The organism is Modestobacter sp. VKM Ac-2986 (genome assembly GCF_026967795.1).
Lineage (GTDB): Bacteria > Actinomycetota > Actinomycetes > Mycobacteriales > Geodermatophilaceae > Modestobacter.
This window is the reverse complement of record NZ_JAPVBH010000008.1, coordinates 14,628-36,839: the sequence shown is the minus strand read 5'-3', so window position 1 is coordinate 36,839 and position 22,212 is coordinate 14,628. Positions and strand designations below refer to the sequence as shown.

Here is a 22,212-nt window from a genome sequence, read left to right as displayed (position 1 = left end):
AGCAAGGACTCCAGAGGTCACGGAGGAGTGGTCGGGAGTTCGGGCTCCGTCCTGCACCCGTGCCGGGCCCCCCTCACCCGCAGGGGGGACGGGGGGTCAGCGCCGCCGGGCTACCAGCGCAGCGGCTGGATCGCGCGCGAGTCCGCGGTGCGGCAGGCGCGGCAGTGGCCCCAGGTCGCGACGGGGCGCGGGGTGCTGGCCTCACCGCACTCGGGGCACTCGACGGTGGCGTCGGGGGCGGCCGCGGTGACGGCCTCGGCCCGGGCGGCGTGGACCGCCGGGTCGCCGGCACAGGGGCAGCCGAGATGTGCGTCCGTGCAGCCTGCGGGGTTGATCGCGATGGTGCGCCTCCTGGGTGTCACCGATCACGGTACTGGCCCGCACCAGCCCCCCGGCCCTCGTTACGGCCCGGTCCCGTCCGGTGCTGGGCGGACGACGCCGGGCAGTGATCGATCGATCACGGAGAGGACACGGTCGTCCGTGATCGGGGACGGGCCGGGCCTGCTGCCGGTTCCGTCACGGCGCAACCCGCCGACCCGACCCGCCGGGGGTGGGGTGGACGAGCGTCGGGCGCGACCAGGTGGCAAGCTCCCGGACGTGAAGACGTGGCTCGACGCGTGGCCGGTGTTCCGGCAGCTCACTGGAAACGACCCGCTGGGGCGCGGCGTGGCCGCGCGCAGCAAGGCCACCGAGCAGGTGGTCAGCCGCACCGCGACCGCCGACAAGGTGGTGAAGTCGGTCTGCCCGTACTGCGCCGTCGGTTGCGCGCAGCGGGTCTTCGTGAAGGACGAGCAGATCGTCCAGATCGAGGGCGACCCCGACTCCCCGATCAGCCGCGGCCGGCTCTGCCCCAAGGGCAGCGCGACCAAGCAGCTGGTCACCAGCCCGACGCGCGTCACGACGGTCAAGTACCGCCGTCCGTACGCCACGGACTGGGAGGACCTCGACCTCGACACGGCGATGGAGATGATCGCCGACCGCGTCCTGGAGGCCCGTGAGAAGGGCTGGCAGACCATGGACGGCGGCAAGCGCGTCAACCGCACCATGGGCTTCGCCAGCCTGGGCGGCGCGACGCTGGACAACGAAGAGAACTACTTGATGAAGAAGCTGTACAGCGCCCTGGGTGCTGTGCAGATCGAGAACCAGGCCCGCATATAGCACTCCGCGACGGTTCCCGGTCTGGGAGCCTCGTTCGGTCGTGGCGGCGCCACGAACCCCCTGCAGGACCTCGCCAACGCCGACTGCATCGTCATCGAGGGCTCGAACATGGCCGAGTGCCATCCGGTCGGGTTCCAGTGGGTGACGGAGGCCAAGGCGCGCGGCGCCAAGATCATCCACATCGACCCGCGGTTCACGCGCACGTCGGCGATCGCCGACCTGCACGTGCCGATCCGGCTCGGCACCGACATCGCGTTCCTCGGCGCGCTGATCAAGTACGTGCTGGACAACGACCTGTACTTCCGTGACTACGTGGTCTCCTACACCAACGCCGCGTCGCTGGTGGGCGAGGACTTCGTCGACACCGAGGACCTCGGTGGCCTGTTCTCCGGCTTCGACCCGGAGACCGGTCAGTACGACGAGAGCAGCTGGGCCTACGAGCCCGCCGAGGCGCCGCACGCCAGCTCCGACGACCCCGCCGGGGCCGCCGAGCAGGAGGCCGGCAACCAGCAGGACTCCGTCGAGGCCAGCGACCAGGCGCAGACCCACGGCAGCGGCGGGCCCACGATCCCGGCCAAGCCCAAGCGCGACGAGACGCTGGAGCACCCGCGCACCGTCTTCCAGGTGCTGAAGCGGCACTTCGCCCGCTACACCCCGGAGATGGTCTCCGACGTCTGCGGCATCGAGCCGGAGGTGTTCGAGCAGGTCGCCAAGTGGGTCACGTCGAACAGCAACCGCGACCGGACGACGGCGTGGGTGTACTCGGTGGGCTGGACGCAGCACAGCGTCGGCGCGCAGTACATCCGCACCGCCTCGATCCTGCAGCTGCTGCTGGGCAACATCGGCCGCCCCGGCGGCGGGATCATGGCGCTGCGCGGCCACGCCAGCATCCAGGGCTCGACCGACGTCCCGACGCTGTACAACCTGCTGCCCGGCTACCTGCCGATGCCGCACGCGGCGCTGCACGAGACGCTGGCCGACTACGTGGCCGACGCCGCCGGCAAGGGCGGCTTCTGGGGCAACAAGCCCGCCTACATCACCAGCATGCTCAAGAGCTGGTGGGGCGACGAGGCTCGGGAAGAGAACGACTTCGCCTTCGACTACATCCCCAAGATCAACGGCGACCACAGCTCCTACCGCACGATCGCGGACATGATCGCCGGCAAGGTGCACGGCTACTTCCTGGTCGGGGAGAACCCCTCCGTCGGGCACCCCAACGGCAAGATGAACCGGTTCGGCCTGGCCAACCTCGACTGGCTCGTCGTCCGCGACCTGCAGATGATCGAGTCGGCGACCTTCTGGAAGGAAGGGCCGGAGATCGAGTCCGGCGAGATGGCGCCGGAGACGATCGGCACCGAGGTCTTCTTCATGCCCGCGGCGACGCACGTGGAGAAGGAGGGCACCTTCACCCAGACGCAGCGGCTGCTGCAGTGGCGGGAGAAGGCCGTCGAGCCGCCCATGGACGCGCGCAGCGACCTGTGGTTCTACTTCCACCTGGGCCGCATCATCCGCGAGCGGCTGGCCTCCTCGACCGACCCGCGCGACCGTCCGGTGCAGACCCTCACCTGGGACTACCCGACCCTCGGGCACACCGCCGACCCCGACGCCGAGGCGGTGCTGCGCGAGATCAACGGCGTGGGCGCCGACGGCCGGGCGCTGTCGACCTACATCGACATGAAGGACGACGGGTCGACGTCCGGCGGCTGCTGGATCTACACCGGCGTCTACGCCGACGAGGTCAATCAGGCCGCCCGCCGCAAGCCGGCCCGCGAGCAGGGCCCGGTGGCCGGCGAGTGGGGCTGGGCCTGGCCGCTCAACCGCCGCATGCTCTACAACCGCGCCTCGGCCGACCCCGACGGCAAGCCGTGGAGCGAGCGCAAGGCCTACGTGTCCTGGGACGAGGCAGCCGGCCGCTGGGTCGGGGAGGACGTCCCGGACTTCGAGGCGACCAAGCGGCCGGACTACGTGCCGCCGGAGGGCGCGCAGGCGCAGGCCGCCATCGGTGGTGCCGACCCGTTCGTCATGCAGGGCGACGGCAAGGGCTGGCTGTACGCACCGGCCGGGCTGGTCGACGGCCCGATGCCGACGCACTACGAGCCCTCGGAGTCGGTGGCGGAGAACCACCTGTACGGGCAGCAGTCCAGCCCGACCATCGAGCGGATCGCGGGGCCCTGGAACCGGGAGAACCCCTCGCGCAGCGAGGTGTACCCGTTCCAGGTGACCACCTACCGGCTCACCGAGCACCACACGGCCGGCGCGATGAGCCGCACCCTGCCCTACCTGTCCGAGCTCCAGCCGGAGTTCTTCGTCGAGGTCTCCCCCGAGCTCGCCGAGCTGCGCGGCCTGACCAATGGCGAGTTCGCCACGCTGATCAGCGCCCGGACGGCGATCGAGGCCAAGGTGCTGGTGACCGAGCGGATGCGCCCGATCAAGCTCAAGGGCGGGCAGGTCGTGCACCAGATCGGCATGCCCTACCACTGGTCCTACGCAGGTCTGTCGACCGGCGACAACGCCAACGACCTGCTCGGGATCGTCCTGGACGCGAACACGCACATCCAGGAGGACAAGGTCAGCACCGCCGACATCGTGCCCGGCCGCCGGCCGCGCGGGCCGGAGCTGCTGGACTACGTCGAGGCCTACCGGATGCGGGCCGGCGTCGAGTCGGGCCGGGTCGGCCTCAACGGCCGCGCCCCCGACGAGGACCCCAGTGCGATGGAGGCCTCAGGCGCATGAGCACCGGTCCACTGAACACCGAGAACGGGGAACGGCGATGACCACGGTCAGCTCGGCCAGTCCCTCCCTGGAGGGCGCCGACAGCAGGAACCGGCTGTTCGGGCCGCTGCCCGACGTGTCGGCCGACGCGGGGTACGAGGAGGACCACCCGAGCCGGGTGGGCTTCTTCACCGACACCTCGGTCTGCATCGGCTGCAAGGCGTGCGAGGTGGCCTGCAAGGAGTGGAACACGCTCCCGATGGACGACTCGAACGGCGTGCTCGGTCAGATGGGCATGTCCGGCATGTCCTACGACAACACCGGTCAGCTGGGCGCCAACTCCTGGCGCCACGTGTCCTTCATCGAGCAGAGCCGCTCGGTCGACCTGCCGATGCCCACGATCGGGATGCCCGGCGCCGACCGGCACGACCACGGTCACGACCACGGTGCCAACGCGATCAGCCCGCAGGCCGACAGCGTGCTGTCCGCGCAGACCAGCGTGCTGAACGCCGAGGCGCTGAGCGAGTTCGACCCGCAGACCTCCGTCACCGGTGGCGACGGCGGCACGCAGATCCGCTGGCTGATGTCCTCCGACGTCTGCAAGCACTGCACGCACGCCGGCTGCCTCGACGTCTGCCCGACCGGTGCGCTCTTCCGCACCGAGTTCGGCACCGTCGTCGTCCAGGGCGACATCTGCAACGGCTGCGGCTACTGCGTCTCGGCCTGCCCCTACGGCGTCATCGACGTCCGCAAGGACGACGGCCGGGCCTTCAAGTGCACGATGTGCTACGACCGGCTGACCGACGGTCTGCAGCCGGCCTGTGCCACGGCGTGCCCGACCCAGTCGATCCAGTTCGGCGACCTCGACGAGCTGCAGGCCCGGGCCGACGCCCGGCTGGCCACGCTCAAGAGCCAGGGTGTGGAGACGGCCCGGCTCTACGGGCGGGACGAGAGCGACGGCGTCGGTGGCGTGGGGGCGTTCTTCCTGCTGCTCGACGAGCCGGAGGTCTACGGCCTGCCGCCGGACCCGATCGTCACCACCCGCGACCTCCCCGCCATGTGGAAGGCCGCGGCCACCGGTGCGGCGATGATCGTCGGCGTGGTCGCCTCCTCCTTCCTGGGACGGCGGCGCTGATGACCACCCCGAGCAGCACCAGCCCGGACGACGCGCACCTCAACGGGCGCTCCGTCGACGCCGGCTCGACCGGCAACGAGCCGGCCGGCGAGGCGCCGCTGGCGGCGGCGGCGGGTGGCTGGCACCGCGCCGGTGGCGCCGACCTGACCCAGCCCAAGCGGCGCAAGCGCCGCAAGGGCGGTGGCGGGTGGGGCAGTGGCAACCGCGAGGCGGCCATGGTCCCCGACGCGGAGTTCAGCTCCTACTACGGCCGGCAGATCGTCAAGACGCCGACGTGGAAGAACCCCGAGGTCCCGCTGTACCTGTTCCTCGGTGGTGCCGCGGGCACGTCGTCGGTGCTGGGTGCCCTCGCCGAGTTCACCGACCGGCCCACGCTGGCCCGCAACGCCGAGTACGTCGCAGGCGCCGCGGCGCTGGGCTCGGTCGTGCTGCTGATCGACGACCTGGGCCGGCCGGAGCGCTTCCTGCACATGCTCCGGGTGTTCAAGCCGACGTCCCCGCTGTCCGTGGGCTCCTACATCCTGTCGCCGTTCAGCGCCTTCACCTCCGCCGCGGCCGGCTTCCGGCTGCTGGAGCTGGCGCCCCTGCTGAAGCTGGGCACGAAGGTGCTGCCGTTCCTGCCGGCGCTGGCCCGGTTCTTCCCCGGTGCCCGCAAGGCCTCGGCGATCGCCGCGGCCGCGTTCGGCGGGCCGATGGCCACCTACACCGCGGTGCTGCTGTCCAACACCGCGGCGCCGAGCTGGCACGAGGTGCACACCGAGCTGCCGTTCGTCTTCGCCGGGTCGGCGATGGCGGCCGGCGGCGGGATCACGATGGCCCTGACCCCGGTCGCCGAGGCCGGGCCCTCGCGCAAGACGGCGCTGACCGGGGTGGCCCTCGAGCTGTTCATGGTCAACAAGGTGGAGCACGGTCACGGCCTGCTGAGCGAGCCGTACCACGAGGGCAAGGCCGGCACGCTGATGCGCGCGGCCAAGAAGGCCACGATCACCGGTGCGGCGTTCACCGCGCTGCTGGGCCGTACCCGGGTCGGTGCCGTCATCGGCGGCACGCTGCTGGCCGCGGGCTCGGTGATGACCCGCATGGGCGTCTTCGAGGCCGGCATCGCCAGCACGAAGGACCCGAAGTACATCGTCATCCCGCAGAAGGAGCGGATGGCGGCGCGCAAGGCCGGCGAGGCCGTCGCCGAGGACGAGGCGCGCTCCGTCGTCCGCTGATCCCCGTCGGGCCGGACCGAGTCCGGCCCGACGGGGCGCCCGGGAGTTGCTAGCGTCAGGGCATGGCCGTTCGCCCGCACCCTGATCTGCACGGACCGGTCGCGATCGTCGCCGGTGGGCTGTCGCACGAGCGCGCGGTGTCGCTGCTGTCTGGGGAGCGGATCCAGCGGGAGCTGCAGTCGGTGGGGGTCGACGCGCACGTGGTCGACGCCGACCAGTCGCTGCTGGCCTCGCTGCGCACCGGTGGCTACACGGCGGTGATCCCGACGATCCACGGTGACATCGGCGAGGACGGCACCTTGCAGACGGTGCTGGAGATGGCCGGGGTGCCGTTCACCGGGTCGTCGTCCAAAGCGTGCCGGCTGGCCTGGGACAAGACGGTGGGCCGCACCCTCACCGAGCGGGCGGGGCTGTCCGCACCGCCGTGGGTGGCGCTGACGAGCTCGTCGTTCAAGGAGCTGGGCAGCAGCGAGGTCGTGCGGTTCCTGGTCGAGGACATGAGCTGGCCGCTGGTGGTCAAGCCCAACCGCGGTGGCAGCGTGCTCGGCGTCAACGGTGTGGAGACGGTCGACGCGCTGGTCGACGCCCTGATGCAGGCCTTCGCCTACGGCGAGACGGTGCTGATCGAGAGCTTCACCGAGGGCATGGACGTCAGCGTGGCCGTCCTGGACGTCGACGGCCGGCCGCGCGCCGGGGTGCCGGTGGGCCTGGACTACGACCGCAAGGACCGCTTCGACTTCGTGGCCCGCTACGACCCGGCGCGGGTGCAGGTCAACACCCCGGCGGAGCTGCCGGAGGAGACGCTGGCGGCGCTGCGCACGGCCGCGGAGACGGCACACGAGGCGCTGGGCATGCGCGACCTGTCCCGGGTGGACTTCCTGGTCGCCCCGGACGGCGAGTTCGTGGTGCTGGAGGTCTCGGCGATCCCCGGCATGACGGCCACGTCGCTGTTCCCGTTCAGCGTCCAGGCCGACGGTGGGTCGTTCAGCTCGGTGCTGGTGTCCCTGTTGCAGGCCGCCGTTGCCCGTACGCAGGGCTCAGCGACGCCCTAGCGGCAGATCAGCGACTCCGCTCGGTCGAGGGTGGCGTGTTCGGCCGAGCAGGACCTCGGTGCCAGCCGCTGTTCGGCGACACCGAGCGGGTGCAGTCCCCGGAGCAGCGGCCGTCGTGCCGTACGTGCACTGGTGCGCCCGGTCGACCGGCACGCCTCCGGCCAGGCGAGTGGGCCACCTGTGCACCGGCTCACTGACAGGCCGCACACCGTCCATCGCGGTCGGGCACATCCCGAGCAGTCGACGCGTCCCGGACACCCGTCGAGTGGGTGTCCGTCGCATCCGCGGCACGAGGCACCACGCGGAGCTGCCCCGTGCCGCCGGGACGCGGCGACACGGGGCAGGGGTGCGAGCGGTGGACCGACGTCCCGGCCGACCGCCGGCAGGACGACGGCGACGCGTCAGCTGCGGGCGCCGCTGTAGCGGACGACGCGGCCGGCCCCGAGGCTGCGGGCGGCGGTGAGGCAGTAGGTGGCGCGGCGGTGGACCTCGTCGGGCGAGGCGTCCGCGGCGAGCCCGCTGATGCCGACGCAGGCGGTGACGCCCTCGACGCCGGCACCGGCGACGGTGTGGACGAGGCGGTGGGCCGCGGTCTCCGCGTCGTGGGCGGGCCCGTCGAGCAGGACGGCGAACTCGGTGGGACCGGACCAGGCCAGCCAGTCGGTGCCCCGCAGGTCGGCGGAGAGGGCGCTGGCGATGCGGTCGAGGGACCTGCCGGGCAATGGCCAGCCGGTGTCGCGTCGCAGCAGCCCGATCAGCACCAGGGCGGCGGGGGAGTCGTCGACGGTGGCGGTGCGCTCGAGGAGACGGCCGAGCAGGGCGGTCCGGCCAGGGAGCAGGGTGACCGCGTCGACGTGCCGGAGGTCGGGCTGTGCCGTGACCTCCTGCGTGACGGGGGAGGAGGTGATCGACATGAGAGGGATGTCGGCCGCTCGTGCGGTCCTGCGGAGTGAGTTCCCTCAGGAGGGGGAGCGCGGGACGGTGCGGGCCCCTGTCCCCGACTCGCCGGGTCGCACGTGGAGCTGCCCCGTGCCGCCGGGACGCGGCGACACGGGGCAGGTCTGGGGTGCGGCACCGGCTGACCGTCGAGGGTCAGGGGCGCCCGCCGCTGTAGCGGATGACGCGGCCGGCGCCGATGCTGCGGGCGGCGGTGAGGCAGAGGGTGGCCCGGCGGTGGACCTCGCCCGGCGAGGCGTCCGTGGACAGCCCGGCGATGCCGACGCAGGCGGTCACGCCGTCGACGCCGGCGTCGGCGACGGTGGTGACGAGGCGGTGGGCCGCGGTCTCCGCGTCGTGGGCGGCGCCGTCGAGCAGGACGGCGAACTCGGTGGGGCCGGAGCGGGCCAGCCAGTCGGTGCCGCGCAGGTCCGCCGACAGGGCCGCGGCGACCTGGTCGAGCTGGCTGCCGGGCATGGGCCAGGCGGTGTCGCGGCGCAGCAGCCCGATCAGCAGGAGGGTGGCCGGTGCCTCGGCGACGGTGCGGGCGCGCTCGGCGAGCCGGTCGAGCAGCGTGACCCGGCTGGGGAGCAGCGTGATCGCGTCGTGCGTGGCGGTGTCGGCTCGCTGGTCTGCGGCGAGGGTGAGGTGGGCGGCGAACGGCATACGGTCTTGTCGGCGCCCAGCCCGGCCGGGTTGAGCGCCGTTACCGAATCCTCACCTGGGCCCGGATGCGCGGAGCCCCGCTCCTCGACGCGAGGGGCGGGGCTCCGAGGGGTGCGGGCTCAGCGGGTGGGGCCACCCAGGTTGGCCAGCTTGCCGGCGATGCCGCCGGCGGCGCGCAGTGCCTCACCGCGGGCGAACACGGTGGGGGCCTCGTTGGAGCTGCGGCCGCGCACGGCCTGCTCGAGGGCGTTGATGAGCAGCGCGGCCGGGGAGTCGTCGGGCCACAGGTACAGCGACATGGCGCCGGGGATGTTGTTGACCTCGTTGACGAACACCTCGGTGCCGTCGCTGAGGAAGTCCAACCGGGCGAGGCTGCCCAGCCCGACGAGGCCGGCGACCTGCTCGGCGAGCTCGCGGATGCGCGCGGCGAGCTCGTCGGAGATCGGGGCGGGCATCTCACGCGGCGCCTGGCTCAGCCCGGACGTGTGCAGGTACTTGTCCGAGTAGCTGTAGATCGAGTCCGAGCCGGGGCGGATCGGCTTCTCGATCAGCGAGGCCCGGAACGTCGGGTGGGTGATCACCGCGACGTTGAGGTCGTAGAGGTCGGGCCGGTAGGGCTCGAGGACGGCGCCGTCGGCCAGGTGCACGTTCTGCTTGGCCAAGCCCTTGGCTGCTGCGAGGTCCTGGACGACCTCGATGCCGATGCTGGAGCCACCGAAGCGCGGCTTGACGATGTAGGGGCCGTCGAAGTCGGGGTCGGCGTGGCCGTCACCGACGATGAGCCGGGGGAGGGTCGGCAGGCCGGCCTGGGCGATGACCGAGCCGAACGCGAGCTTGTCGACCGACAGGGCGCCGGCGAACAGCGAGCCGCCGGTGGAGGGCAGGCCCATCCAGTCGAACAGCGCGCGGGCGCCGCCGGCCTCGGCGTAGCCGCCGTGGAAGCAGCTGAGCACGGCCTCGGGGCGGTAGGTCTTGGGGCGCAGGCCCTTGACCGGGCGCCAGCCACCGTTGCGGCCCAGCACCGGCTCCACCTGCGTGGCCCGGGCGGGGGCGCCGTCGATGAAGTCGCGGGCCTCGCTGTCGACCGGGACGGTGTGCCAGTTGCCACCGCGGTCCCAGTACACGGCGAGGACGTCGAGCCCGCCCTGGTTCAGCAGTCGCGCGGCCTGCAGGCCGGTCAGGATGCTGATGTCGTGCTCGGCCGAGGGACCACCGAATGCGACGGCGACCTGCTTCATCGTTCCTCCTGCTGCCTGGGGGGCGTGGCTGACCAGCTGTCGGGGGCGCTACCGGTCACGGGTAGTGATCAGGCAGGTCGTTCTCGAACAGTACGACGTCCCCTGGTTCGGCCTTGCCGGAGATGTGGGCCATCGCCGCCACCCGGCTGTTGACCAGCACGGTGCGGTCGGGCGCCGACCCGGCCACCAGCGGACGGCGGTTGGTGCCGCCGACGACGACCAGCGTCGCGCCCGGGGTGGCCATGACCTGCTCGGCGAACTCGCGGTTCCGCTGGTCCTGGGAGGAGCCCAGCTCGACCATGCCCGGGGTCACGACCCAGACCCGGTGGCCTTCGCCGAGCTGACGGGCCAGCGCCAGTGCCTGGGCGGCGCCGTCGGGGTTGGCGTTGTACGTGTCGTCGATGACGTGGATGCCGGCCTCGTTGACCGAGGCCTCGGCGCGGTGCGCGACGCCGGGGAGCTTGCGGGCCACGGTGGCCTCGATGCTGGCCCACGAGACACCCAGCACCCGGGCGATGCCGGTGGCGATCGCCAGGTTGACCGGGTGGCCGCCACCAGGGGGTGTCGCGATCCGGGTGGTGCCGCGGCCCTCGTCGGTGAGCACCCACGCGCCGCCGTCCGGCACGACGCGGACGTCGGCGACGGTGTCGGGCCGGGTGGAGACCCGGACGACGGTCTTGGACGACTGCAGCCGGTCGGCGGCCTCGGCGAGCTCGGGCACGTCGATGTTGAGGACGACGATCTCGGCGCGCTCGGTGATCTCGAGCTTGGCGGTGACGATGGCCGCGCGGGAGCCCATGCGTTCCAGGTGCGCCTCGCCGATGGTGGTGATCGCGGCGATGCGGGGCGGGAAGGTCTCCGTCAGCCGGCGGATCTCACCGGGGCCGTAGGTGCCCATCTCGGCGACGAACACCTCGGTGGACCCGGACAGCCCGTCGTTGATGCTGCGGGACAGCCCCATCATGTTGTTGAAGCTGGCCGGGCTGGCGAAGACGCTCTTCTCCGGCGCCAGCAGGGCCTCGACGTAGGCCTTGGTCGAGGTCTTGCCGTAGGAGCCGGTGATCGCGACGACGTCGGGGGCGACCTGGGTCAGCCGGGCCCGGGCGCTGGTCACGAACTTCTCGCCGAGCTTCGCCTCGACCGGCTTGAGCGCGGCCAGGACGGCGTCGGTGACCGGCGCGGTGAACAGCACCAGAGCTGCGCTGACGGTGGGGGAGCGGAAGGCGACCGCGGCGGCCACCTGCACGGCCACGGTGCCGCCCGCGAGCCGGCGCAGCCGCTGGGTGAACGCCGGGCGGGGGAACGGCTTGCGGAAGACCAGCCCGACCGGCGCCGCAGCGGCGGCCAGGGCAGCCGGGATGCCCAGCACCGGGTAGCGGAAGGCGCCCGCGGCGCAGACGGCGCCGACCGCGTAGGGCACCACGGACACCGGCGTGCGGCTGGCCCACATGCGCAGCACCGCGGTGTTGCGGCCGGGCTCGTAGTGCTCGCGCTGGGCGACGCGCCACCAGGTGAGGTCCGCGGCGGCGGTGCCGGCGGCGATGGCCATCCACTCGGCTGCGGTGAGGCCGGCGCTCACGCGTCGGTCCCGGTGGCCAGGAGGGCGCGCAGCCGCTGGTCGATCGCGTCGTCGAGCGAGGGCTGCAGCAGGTGCGCCGCGTCGTCGACGACGGTCAGCGTGCCGCCCGTGCGCTCGGCGATCTGACGGGCGGTGGACAGCGGCGCGGCCGTGTCACCGGCGCCCCAGACCAGCTCGATCGGGCCGTCGTACCGGGCGAGTGCATCGAGCACGCTGCTGTACTCCTCATTGACGGTGCGGACCAGGACCTCACGCATGACGCCCTCGGCGTTGCGGTAGTCGGCGGAGCCGTACTTCTTGCGGGCCGCCTCGACCTGCTTCTCCGGCAGGATGCCCAGCTTCCCGGCCTTGCGCAGGACGCGGTAGGCCAGCGGTGCCCTCGGGGCGGCGCCGGCGCGAACCAGCGGGGTGCCGGTGAGCAGCAGTCCGCCGACGAGCTCCGGGCGCATCGCGGTCAGCTGGGCGGCGACCCGCCCACCGAAGGAGTGACCGACCAGCACAGGGCGGTCGAGGGACTCGACCAGCGGGAGCAGCCAGCGGGCGTAGTCGTCGGTGCCCCAGGCCGCCGGCGGAGGTGCGGCAGACCCGAATCCAGGCTGGTCGAGGGCGAGGCCACCGACCCCGGCGAGCGCGCCGGCCCAGTCCTGACGGGTGCGGCCCCAGCCGTGCAGGGCGATCACGCGGTCGGGCTCGCTCCCGAATCGCTCGGCCAGGAACCGACCATCCAGGAGACTGACGAGCACCTGCGGAGTCTAGCCCAGTGGCCTGGTCCAGCCCGGTGGACGACGGGTCCGGCCTCGGGTCGGACCGGCACGCACCAACCGGTGGCAGCGGCTAGGTGCCCCGCAGCTCGGCGACGACCCGGTCGGCGATGAGGCGGTACCCGGCGTCCCCGGGATTGGCGTCCGCCTGGCCCGACCGGTGGTTGGCCGGGTCGGCGAACAGGTCGGAGAGCTGGACGAACCGGCCGCCCACCGACTCGCAGCCGGCCCGGACGGCGTCGTCGTACCCGACTGTCTCCGGCCGGGACGGCGGCTGCCACACCCCGAGGCAGAGCAGCAGTGCCTCCGGGTAGCGGTCCCGCAGCCCGGCGAGTCGGTCGCGGTAGGACGTGACGAACCGGGCCGCCGGTACCGTTTCCCAGTCGTTGGTGCCGAGCTCGACGACGACGGCATCGGTCCGGTCGGGCAGGTCGGCCTGGTCGAAGACCGCGTCGACGGTCCCTCCGGCGGATGCCTGGACGTCCCAGGCGAACGGCAGCGGTACGGCATCCTCGACGAGGGCCGCAAAGCCGGCGGATGGGTCGGTCGCGCCCTGTCCGAGGCTGAGGCCGTCGCCCAGCACCAGCATGCGCGCGATCTGCGCGGGCCGGACGATCGCGGGTCCGGTGGGTGTGGGCTCGGCCGCCGGGGCGGCGGTCGGGGCGGCCAGTGGTGGCGTTGCCGTGGGACGGTCCACGCGGGCTCCGGTCCCGAGGACCACCAGCAGCCCTGCGAGCAGGGCGATGCTCACGCCCAAGGCGATCGAACCCCACAGCGGTGGCCGCTCGAGCTGGCCCAGGACACGCCGTCGCGGCCCCCGTCCCGCCCACCGCCTCGCCATGCCGCGGACGCTACCGGTGCGCGGGCGCTGCGCTGAGCTGCCGCACGAGACCGGTGGGAGGTGGCAGCCGTGGGCTCGCCCTGCCGCCACCGGCCGACCACGCGCCCCTCCGGGACCGGGCGCGCGGCTGGGTGGCCGTGCGCCCCTCAGGTGTGGGCGCGGATCCTGTCGACGTGAGGGCCCCGGCGGCCGCAGGAGCACTCGAGGTCGACGCCACTGCCTGGCCGGCCGTCAGTGTGCCTACCGGGCCCGTGGTACCTCCTGCTGCGGTGCCTTCCCACGGCCTTGGTGCCACCGAGGCCGTGGCGCCCGTCCGGTCCACGGTGAGCCGGGTGAGTGCGACCGACGTGGCGTCGGCCGGGGCGCCGGTGACGACGAACCGTGCGGTCGTGACCTCACGCACGGGGAAGGCGACGTCCACCGCGCCGTCCGGGCCCGGGGTCAGGGACACCGGCCCGCCCTCGCTGAGATCGAGGCGGGAGGAGGTGGAGGACGCGGGCCCCGCTGCGCGGACGTGGACGTGGACGACCTCCGTGGGGGCCGGCCAGGTGAGCTCCACCCAGGGCCCCGACCGTCTCCCCGTCGCTCTGCCACACCACGTCGGCGCCCGGCTCCGCAGTGCTGGTGCTCGCCGCCGTCGCGACCGGTCCGGGGTGGCGTACCCGGGACCCCGGTGGCCAGCGCCTCGCCCGACCAGGTCGCCCATCCCGAGGCGGCCAGTGTCATGAGCAGGACGGCGACCGCCGACGAGATGACGGTCAGCCACCTGCGGGCATCAGGACCGCCTGGTCACAGGTGTGCGCAGGCGCGCACCGTCGAACGCCTCGACGATCGTGCGACCGCTGTGACGTCCTGTGGTCGCGAAGTCACGAGACGAGGAGGCCAGGCTCAGGGACGTCCAGCGTGTTCCTGAGGCGGACGCGCACCGTGGGGTCCCTGAGCCTGTTGTCCCGGACGAGGCGTACGACGGCCCTAGGCGAGCACGTCCCTCACGACGCCGGCCATCGCCCGCCGGAACTCCAGCCGGGAGAAGGCCTCCGCGTGCCGGCGGATGTCCTGGGAGTCGTAGGCGGTGGGGTCGAAGGCCAGCAGCTGCCTGGACCAGGTCTCCACCTCCTCCTCGGGGCCGGTGACCGGCACCAGCTCACCCGTCCGACCCGGCAGCACCGTGTCCCGGGCGCCACCGGCGTCGATGGCGATGACCGGCGCGCCGCAGGCCTGGGCCTCGACCGGCACGATGCCGAAGTCCTCGACGCCGGGCATCAGCAGCGCGCGGCAGCGCCGGAAGAGGTCGCGCAGTCCCTCGTCGTCGACCCGGCCGACGAAGCGGGTGTCCGGCCCGGCCAGCTGCTCGAGCTCGGCACGGATGCGGCCGTTGCCGGCGACGACCAGGGGGACCCCGGCGCGGGCCGCGGCCCGCACGGCGAGGTCGGGACGCTTGTAGGGCACCAGGCGGCCGGCGATGAGGAAGAAGGGCTCCCGTTCGACGGACTCGTCGGGGACGTAGAACTCGGTGTCCACCGGCGGGTGCACGACCGTCGCGTCACGGTCCCACCAGTTCCTGATGCGCTCGGCCACGGCGGTCGAGTTGGCGACGAGGGTGTGCACGCGGGCCGCTGCCGCCCGGTCGCGCGGGCGGAAGGCCGTCGAGAAGGCGCCGAGCGCCGCCTCGCCCAGGCGTCCACCGAACTCGCCGGCGCGCATGGCGGGGTCCCAGACCCAGCGGGCGGGGGTGTGCACGTAGGCCACGACCGGCGCGGGGGTGGCCCGCACGACCTGGGTGGCGAAGGCGTGGTGGGACGCGATCACGACGTCGGCAGGTGGCAGCGGCAGGCGGCTCATGGCCACCGGGAGGGCCGGCAGCAGGTGGGCGTAGGTCGAGCCGCGGAGCAGGCGGCTGAGCGGGGTCGTGTGCAACCGCGCCGCGAGGTCGGCCGGCAGCACGCCCGGCCGGCCGATGGGGGCGTGGATCGGAGCGTCGGGCCACTCGCGGGCCAGCTGCTCGACGACCGCCTCCGAGCCCGCGTACTCGGTGAAGCGCTCGTGTACGAGGACGACACGGGGCTGGTTCACCGGCGGCACCCGGCCGTGACCGACTGCACGGAGGGAGTGCTGCGACTGAGCGGGTACTGGTTCGGCACGTGCTCATCCTGCCGGTTGACCGTCGCGGTGGGGGAGGTCCGGTCGGTGGTCGGTCAGGTGTAGGCGCGGATCCAGTCGACGTAGAGGTCGGTGGTGTCGCCGGTGGGGGCCAGGTCGACGGGCCAGCCGCCGCCGAGGGCGAGGTCGACGAGGAAGTAGTAGGGGTCGGCGGACTGGCGCAGGCCGGTGTACTGGGCGACGCGGACGCCGTCGATGTAGAAGTCGGCGCCGTCGGGGAGGAAGCGGACGCCGTAGGTGTGCCAGCTCAGCGCCCAGTCGGTGATGGTGTCCTGGATGCAGGTGGCGACGCCCCCGTCGTCGACGCCGTAGCCCCAGTTGTGGCCGGTGTGGCAGGTGCCGGTGGTGTCGTGGCCGTAGAGCTCGACGGCGTCGATCTCACCGGCGGTGGGGCCGCGGGGGGTGGTGTTCTCGGTGTCGAGCATCCAGAAGGCCGGCCAGGAGCCGGTGCCGGGGGCGCCGAGCATGCGGGCCTCGAAGTAGCCGTACTGGGCGGCGAAGCCGCTGCCCCCGACCCGGGCGGAGGAGAGGATGCCGCTCTCGTGCGTCCGTCCCTCCGGGTCCGTGCCCTGGGTCCGGATCCGGAGGTAGGAGGAGTCGAGCGTCGCGAGCGTCCCGCCGCCGTCGGCCGGGTCGGCGAAGGACGCCTCCCCGAAGGTCCCGCCCTGCTCGTAGGAGGGCTTGGTGGCGGCGTACTGGCTGCCCGCGCCGGTCCGGCTGATCGACAGCGGGTCGGTGAACTCCTCGGCGTGCTGCAGCGTCATCCCCGCCGGGGCGTGGCTCTCGCCGTCGAGCGCCACGCCCGACCGGTTGACCAGCTGCACGTACACCGGCACGGCAGGTGTCGAGCCCGCGGGGGCCGCGAGGTCGACCCGCAGGGCCGTGGGCCCCGCCGCGAGGACGCTCGTGTCGACGGTCAGCGCCACGCGGCCGGAGGCGTCCGTCGTCCCCGCGGCCACCTGCTGGACGGTGCCGGGCACGCTGCCGGCCGGGTCGACGTACGCGGTGGCGGACACCGCGGTGTCCGCGGGCCCGGCGACGACGACGGTCGTCGTCCCCGACACCGCGGAGCCGGGCGCGGGGCACACCAGGGCCAGTTGACCGCCGGTGGACCGGCCCACGGCCGGTGACGTGGTGGAGCAGTCCTCGGCGTCGGGCGGCGTCACCGCGTACGTCGTGGTCGCGTGGCCGTCGGCTCCGCGGGGCCACGGCGGGGGCGTGGTGCCGGCGTCGTGGACCGCGAGCTCGCGGAGCGAGACGGGGGTGCTCCCGGCGGGGTCGGTCCTCGCCAGCTCGAGGCGCACGCCGGACACCGTCCGCGGGGCGAAGGCCAGCGTGGTGGCCGGTCCGCCACCCGCGGCGATCCCCGACACCGGGACGGTGCTGCCGTCGCTGAAGCGGAGCACGCCGTGCAGGGGGGTGTCGGGGTCCTGGGTGGGGTCGCCGGCCGTGCCCTCCGGGCCGAAGACCTGGACGCTGGCCACCAGTCGCGGCTGCGGCCAGGCGAGCTCCACCCACGGGGAGGGGTCGTCGGCGGCTGCGGCCCACGCCTCGCCGGTGGCTCCCGCTGCGACGTCGCCGTCGACCAGGGCGCCCGCGGAGCCGGGGTCGCTCGAGCTGGTGACGGTGGTGCTGCCGGGGGCCGGGGGGCTGGTGGCGACCGGGGAGCCGGTGTCGTCGACGGTGAGGGAGGACAGGGCGACCGACGTCGCGCCGTCCGGCACGGTGGCGATGACGAGGCGGACGCTCGACACGCGGCGGGCCGGGAAGTCGGCCGTGGCCCGGCCGGACGCGTCCGCCGTGACCAGCACCGAGGGACCCCCGTCGAACTCGACCGTGGCCGAGCCGAAGGCGGTCGCCGGGTCGCCGGGGGTGCTGACCTCCACGTGGTCGACCTCGGTGGGCTCGGGCCAGGTCAGCCGCACCCAGGCGCCGACGGCCTCGCCGTCGCTCTGCCAGGCCACGTCCCGGTCACCGTCGGGCGCGTCGCCGTCCCCGCCCAGCAGGTCGCCGGCGTCGGTGCCGGCGCGCGTGGACGACGCGGAGACCGTCACCGACGAGCGGTGCACCAGCACCACGACGGCGAGGGCGGCGAGGGCTGCGACCAGCACGCCCGCCAGCACGGCGACGAGCGACCTGCGGGACATGGGGTCCTCTCGGGCTCGGGCGTCGACGCAGCGACGCACCGGTCCGGACGGCGTGACGAGGGCACCGACGAAGTTACACGCGACACGGGCCCGGCCAGGGCCGCCGCGGGAGCGTCCGTCCACCCCGTCGGTGGCAGGTGCGGCGGTACGTGGGGCAGGTCACCGCCCGGGCCGTGGCACCCTCCCGCCAGAATGGTCCGCGCAGGCACGCAGTCCACCGAGAGGGTCCCGTGACACGACTGGCCGACCGGTGGCCCCGCCCGTGAGCGACCACCTCGGCCCCTGGACGGAGAACACCGCGCGGGGCATGGTCCAGGACCGGGCCTGGACGGCGTTGTGGCGTTCCCGCGACCTCATCTGGTACTTCGCCGTCCGCGACGTCAAGCTGCGCTACCGCCAGGCGGTGCTCGGCGCGATCTGGGTGCTCGCCCAGCCCATCGCGAGCGTCGTCGTGTTCACGCTGGTCTTCAGCCGGCTGGCCGGGGTGAGCAGTCAGGGCGTCCCGTACCCGGTCTTCGCGCTGGTGGGGATGGTGAGCTGGACCTACTTCTCGACGTCGGTGACCGCGGGGGGCCAGGTGCTGGTGGCCAACGCCAGCCTGGTCAGCAAGGTCTACTTCCCGCGGATGGCCGCCCCGGCGGCCGCGCTGCTCTCCCCGGGTGTCGACCTGGCCGTCTCCCTCGTCCTGGTCGAGGTCGCCACCGTGGTCTACGGGGTGGGCCCGACCTGGCGGCTGCTGGCAGCCCCGCTCTGGCTGGTGCTCATGGTGGTCACCGCCCTCGGCGCCGCGCTGTGGCTGTCGGCGCTGAACGTGCGGTACCGGGACGTCCAGCACGCGGTGGGGCCGGTCCTGCAGGTGCTGCTGTTCGCCAGTCCCGTCGCCTACGCCGCCACTGCCCTGTCCGGGTGGCAGGCGCAGCTGTACGCGGTCAACCCGATGGTGGGCGTCATCGCCCTCGGGCGCTGGTCCTTCCTGGGGACGCCGTGGCCCGGGTGGCAGCTGCTGGTCTCGGTCGTCAGCGCAGGGGTCCTGCTGGTCAGCGGCGTGGCCTACTTCAACCGCGCCCAGCGTTCCTTCGCCGACGTGATCTGAGTGGACCGCATCGAGTTCGACCGGGTCAGCAAGCGCTACGTCCTCGGCGAGCAGCGCACCGCCCGCGAGGCGCTCGTCGCCGGGGCCCGGCGGCTGACCGGCCGCCGCCCGGAGCCGCGGGAGCTCTGGTCGCTGCGGGACGTCTCCTTCACCGTGGCCGACGGCGAGAGCGTGGGCATCGTCGGCCGCAACGGGGCCGGGAAGAGCACGATCCTGAAGGTGATGACCGGCATCACCGCACCGACGAGCGGGGTGTCCCGGACGCGGGGGCGGGTGGCGGCCCTGCTGGAGGTCGGGACGGGCTTCCACCCCGAGCTCACCGGGCGGGAGAACGTCTACCTCAACGGGGCCATCCTGGGGATGTCCCGGCGGGACATCGGCCGCGCCTTCGACGACATCGTCGAGTTCTCCGGGGTCCGGCAGTTCCTCGACACCCCGGTCAAGCGCTACTCCAGTGGCATGTCGCTGCGGCTGGCCTTCGCCGTGGCGGCGCACCTGGAGCCCGACGTCCTGGTGGTGGACGAGGTCCTCGCGGTCGGCGACGCGGAGTTCCAGCGGAAGTGCCTGGGCAGGATGGAACAGGCCGAGCGCGAGGGGCGCACCCTGGTGTTCGTCAGCCACGACCTCGACACGCTCAGCAGCCTCTGCCGTCGCTCGCTGTGGATGGAGGCCGGTGCCGTCCGGGCGGAGGGTGCCTCGAGCGACATCGTCCGCGACTACCTGTCCTCCGGCCTGAGCGCCCCCGGCTCGTCGTCGGCGCTGATCCGCTCCGGCCCGCTCCAGGTGCTCGACGTCCGGGTCAGCTCCGGCGGCCGCGGGGCCGAGGCGGCCCTCCTGCGCGACGACCCGATCGAGATCGACGTCGACTTCGACCTGGCGGAGGCCGTACCCGGGCTCGACCTGGCGGTCTACGTGACCACCCGGACCGGGGTGCGGGTGCTCGACGTGACCGCCGGTGACAGCGGGCCGGTCTCCTTCCGGCCGGGGCGGCAGCGGGCGCGGGTGTCGGTGCCGCCGATCCTCAACGTGGGGACCTTCGCGGTCGGCGTGTGGTTCGGCACGGCCCAGCACGAGCTGCTCGACGAGCCGGCCGCGGCTACCTTCACGCTGCACGGCAGCGACCGCGGGCGGCCCGACCGGGTGCTGGTCTACGACCTGCCGGTGGAGGTCAGCCCGCTGGGGTGAGCGGTCCGGGGGTGGCCGGCCGGACCGCCCGCACGGTGATCAGCATCGGGAACTGGGGGTCCGTCACCGCCAGCTCTCTCGCGCTGAGCTCGTGCGCCGCCATCCCGTAGAGGAAGGCCGCGCTGGTCAGCACGTTGCCGTGGTGGGCGACCTCGACGTGTTCGGCGCCGAACACGTCGCCGAACAGCCGGCGGGCCGACACCGGGGTCAGGGCCCACTGCCAGGTGTCCGCCCACTCGTCGTCGCTCACCGGTGAGATGCCCGGGAAGGTGGCCAGCACGGTCCCGCCCGGCCGCACCATGCGGTGCAGGGTCCGTACGGCGGCCGGCAGGTCGTGCACCAGGTGGAGGGTCTGCGTCAGCACGACGCAGTCGAAGGTGTCGGAGGGCAGCCCGGCGCCGTCCGCCAGGTCGCCCACGAGGGTCGTCTCCGGGTGCCCGGCGCGGACGTTGAGGACGTCGGACCGGGTGACCCGGTCCTGCCCGAAGCGCCGGGTGTAGTCGCGGTCGCCGACCTCCAGGACCCGCCCGGCGACCAGGTGGGCGTGCTCGGTGAGGAACTGCTCGACGTAGTGGCGGTCGACCGGGAGCCCCCGGTCGTAGCCGAACTGCCGGCTCAGCGGCTCGACCCGGCGCAGCAGCCCGACGCGGGCGGGGGCGAGGTCCCGCGCCCGGCGCGCCACGCCGCGCACCACGCGCGCCGCCCCCGCCGGGAGGACACGGGCGACGGCGGAGCGGACGGCAGGACGGCGGCGGTGCTCGCTGCGGTAGGGCATGAGGGCAGTCTCCAGGGCCGCGTGCAGTTCGGGGTCCCCGCCCGCGGGCGACCCGGCCAGCCGGGCCTCCAGCCACCGGAGGTAGGTCTCCATGCTCGGGTTGGGCGTCCAGGGGTGGTACGAGAGGTCGCGCACGGCCCGCGCGGTCGTGGAGGCGGCGTGCCGCCGGTACAGCGCGGTGCGGGTGCCGCTGACGACCGCCGGTGCGGCGGTGTGCAGCGCGGCCAGCAGTGCCTGGTCCTCGAACATGCCGGGGAACTCGTCCGCGGCGCCGCCCACCTCGGTCAGCAGCGAGCGCCGCACCATCAGGCTGCAGGTGGGCGTCCGGTGGGCGCCGCGCCGGAGCGTGGCGGTGAGCATCCGCGGGACGGCGACGACGGTGCCGGGCGGCCAGGGCAGCGGCGTCCACTCGTCGCCGGTCGCGCCGGGCCGCCACGAGTGCCACTCCATCGCCTGGCCGCACACCAGCCCGGCGTCCGGGTGGGCGCGGAGGAGGGCCACCTCGTGGGCCACGTGCCCGGGCAGCCAGACGTCGTCGGCGTCGAGGAAGGCGACCAGGTCGCCGCGAGCGGCGCGGATGCCGAGGTTGCGGGTGCTGCTCATCCCCTGGTGGCCGTGGCCCGGGTGGTCCAGGTAGCGCACCCGGGCAGGCTCCCGCGCCGCCCAGTCCCGGGCGATCGCCGTGCTCTCCGGCCCGGAGCCGTCGTCGCAGAGCAGCAGCTCCAGCGGGTGGTCCTGCGCCAGGACGCTGCGGATGGCCTCGTCGAAGAACTCCACCGCGTCCCGGAAGATCATCACGACCGAGACCAGCTCGGGCGGGGAGCCGCTCACCGGGCGGGCAGGGTGGTGAAGACCAGGCCCCGGTCCCGGGCCGACCGCACGACCGCCGGGAGCGCCTCGATCGTCGCCGAGCGGTCCAGCGCCTCCGGCGCCCAGGGCTGCTCCACCCAGTCGTGCATCAGGACGACGTCCCCGGAGACCGCCGACGTCGCCACGGCGGCCACCTCGGCGGCGGTGACCCCCGGACGCCAGTCCGTCGGGTCGACCGTCCACAGCCAGGGGCGGAGCGACTGCCGGCGGACCATGGCGGCGCTGCGCGGTGTGAGGTGCCCGTGCGGCGGCCGGAACAGGGGGACCTCCCGGCCCACCACCGCCGTGACGGCCGCCCGGCCGTCCCGGTACTCCCCGGCGAGCGGGCCGATGCCGAGCTCCGCCGGGTCGGGGTGGGTGCCGCTGTGCGACCCGACAGCGTGGCCCTCGGCCAGGGCGCGGCGGACGATCTCCGGGTGGGCCGTCGCGTTGCGCCCGACGCAGAAGAACGTCGCGACGACGCCCAGCTCGCCCAGCCGGTCGAGGACCCGTGGGGTCGAGTCGGGGTGCGGGCCGTCGTCGAAGGTCAGCGCCACCTCGCCGGCGCCCACCCGCCGCTCCACCCGGCCGATCGACTCGACCACCGACCACCGGGCGCGCCGGGCGCGGCGGCCGATGCCGCCGGCGATGTCACGGGTGCGCAGCACGAGCGGCTCCTGTCGGTGTGCGTGTCCGGTCGCCCCGGACGGG

General features: G+C 73.7%; 16 protein-coding genes and 1 pseudogene. 6 read left to right on the top strand and 11 right to left on the bottom strand.

The window, feature by feature from the left end; translation table 11 throughout:
- Positions 1-110: 110 nt before the first annotated feature.
- Positions 111-362, bottom strand: a complete 252-nt coding sequence (locus O2W14_RS18700; RefSeq protein ID WP_269177637.1) for a hypothetical protein — start codon at positions 360-362, stop codon at positions 111-113.
- A gap of 235 nt (positions 363-597) precedes the next feature.
- Here O2W14_RS18700 and fdh point away from each other — a divergent pair.
- The 4 genes and pseudogenes from fdh (at position 598) to O2W14_RS18680 (ending at position 7,271) form a co-directional block, all read left to right on the top strand.
- A pseudogene (fdh, locus tag O2W14_RS18695) lies at positions 598-3,891 on the top strand (formate dehydrogenase).
- A gap of 37 nt (positions 3,892-3,928) precedes the next feature.
- On the top strand, positions 3,929-5,005 hold the full coding sequence (locus O2W14_RS18690; RefSeq protein ID WP_269177636.1) for a 4Fe-4S dicluster domain-containing protein: 1,077 nt from the start codon (positions 3,929-3,931) through the stop codon (positions 5,003-5,005).
- The gene (gene nrfD / locus O2W14_RS18685; protein ID WP_269177635.1) at positions 5,005-6,219 is read left to right on the top strand and encodes an NrfD/PsrC family molybdoenzyme membrane anchor subunit; all 1,215 of its coding nucleotides are present in this window, start codon (positions 5,005-5,007) and stop codon (positions 6,217-6,219) included. The genes O2W14_RS18690 and nrfD overlap by 1 nt, the downstream gene beginning before the upstream one ends.
- A gap of 62 nt (positions 6,220-6,281) precedes the next feature.
- A complete protein-coding gene (locus tag O2W14_RS18680; RefSeq protein ID WP_269177634.1) occupies positions 6,282-7,271 on the top strand; it encodes a D-alanine--D-alanine ligase family protein in 990 nt (329 codons plus the stop codon).
- 401 nt (positions 7,272-7,672) lie between these two features.
- On the opposite strand, the gene O2W14_RS18675 is transcribed toward O2W14_RS18680, so the two are convergent.
- The 8 genes from O2W14_RS18675 to O2W14_RS18640 all read right to left on the bottom strand — a co-directional run bounded on the left by O2W14_RS18675 (position 7,673) and on the right by O2W14_RS18640 (position 17,599).
- On the bottom strand, positions 7,673-8,185 hold the full coding sequence (locus O2W14_RS18675) for a hypothetical protein (RefSeq protein ID WP_269177633.1): 513 nt from the start codon (positions 8,183-8,185) through the stop codon (positions 7,673-7,675).
- Positions 8,186-8,363: 178 nt separating this feature from the next.
- A complete protein-coding gene (locus tag O2W14_RS18670) occupies positions 8,364-8,873 on the bottom strand; it encodes a GGDEF domain-containing protein (RefSeq protein ID WP_269177632.1) in 510 nt (169 codons plus the stop codon).
- A 119-nt stretch (positions 8,874-8,992) separates the two neighbouring features.
- Positions 8,993-10,111 (bottom strand): D-alanine--D-alanine ligase family protein, encoded by a 1,119-nt coding sequence (locus tag O2W14_RS18665; protein ID WP_269177631.1) that lies wholly within the window; start codon positions 10,109-10,111, stop codon positions 8,993-8,995.
- A gap of 55 nt (positions 10,112-10,166) precedes the next feature.
- Positions 10,167-11,690, bottom strand: coding sequence for a Mur ligase family protein (locus tag O2W14_RS18660; RefSeq protein WP_269177630.1), 1,524 nt, complete (start codon positions 11,688-11,690; stop codon positions 10,167-10,169).
- The gene (locus tag O2W14_RS18655; protein WP_269177629.1) at positions 11,687-12,433 is read right to left on the bottom strand and encodes an alpha/beta fold hydrolase; all 747 of its coding nucleotides are present in this window, start codon (positions 12,431-12,433) and stop codon (positions 11,687-11,689) included. The genes O2W14_RS18660 and O2W14_RS18655 overlap by 4 nt, the downstream gene beginning before the upstream one ends.
- 91 nt (positions 12,434-12,524) lie before the next feature.
- Positions 12,525-13,202, bottom strand: a complete 678-nt coding sequence (locus O2W14_RS18650) for an SGNH/GDSL hydrolase family protein (RefSeq protein ID WP_269177628.1) — start codon at positions 13,200-13,202, stop codon at positions 12,525-12,527.
- Between the two features lie 1,062 nt (positions 13,203-14,264).
- Positions 14,265-15,365: a glycosyltransferase gene (locus O2W14_RS18645; RefSeq protein ID WP_269177627.1), complete on the bottom strand. Its 1,101-nt coding sequence runs from the start codon at positions 15,363-15,365 to the stop codon at positions 14,265-14,267.
- Positions 15,366-15,487: 122 nt separating this feature from the next.
- Positions 15,488-17,599, bottom strand: a complete 2,112-nt coding sequence (locus tag O2W14_RS18640; RefSeq protein WP_269177626.1) for a glycoside hydrolase family 16 protein — start codon at positions 17,597-17,599, stop codon at positions 15,488-15,490.
- Positions 17,600-17,861: 262 nt separating this feature from the next.
- Between O2W14_RS18640 and O2W14_RS18635 the strand changes: the two genes are divergently transcribed.
- Positions 17,862-18,692 carry an ABC transporter permease gene (locus O2W14_RS18635; protein WP_269177625.1) on the top strand — a complete coding sequence of 277 codons (831 nt, stop codon included), beginning with the start codon at positions 17,862-17,864 and terminating at the stop codon, positions 18,690-18,692.
- Positions 18,693-19,877, top strand: a complete 1,185-nt coding sequence (locus O2W14_RS18630) for an ABC transporter ATP-binding protein (RefSeq protein WP_269177624.1) — start codon at positions 18,693-18,695, stop codon at positions 19,875-19,877.
- Here O2W14_RS18630 and O2W14_RS18625 read toward each other — a convergent pair.
- Together O2W14_RS18625 and O2W14_RS18620 are read right to left on the bottom strand one after the other, a co-directional pair.
- Complete coding sequence (locus tag O2W14_RS18625; protein ID WP_269177623.1) at positions 19,861-21,483, bottom strand: glycosyltransferase; 1,623 nt, start codon at positions 21,481-21,483, stop codon at positions 19,861-19,863. The genes O2W14_RS18630 and O2W14_RS18625 overlap by 17 nt on opposite strands.
- Complete coding sequence (locus O2W14_RS18620; RefSeq protein WP_269177622.1) at positions 21,480-22,169, bottom strand: polysaccharide deacetylase family protein; 690 nt, start codon at positions 22,167-22,169, stop codon at positions 21,480-21,482. Before O2W14_RS18620 ends, O2W14_RS18625 begins: the two co-directional genes overlap by 4 nt.
- Positions 22,170-22,212 lie beyond the last annotated feature (43 nt).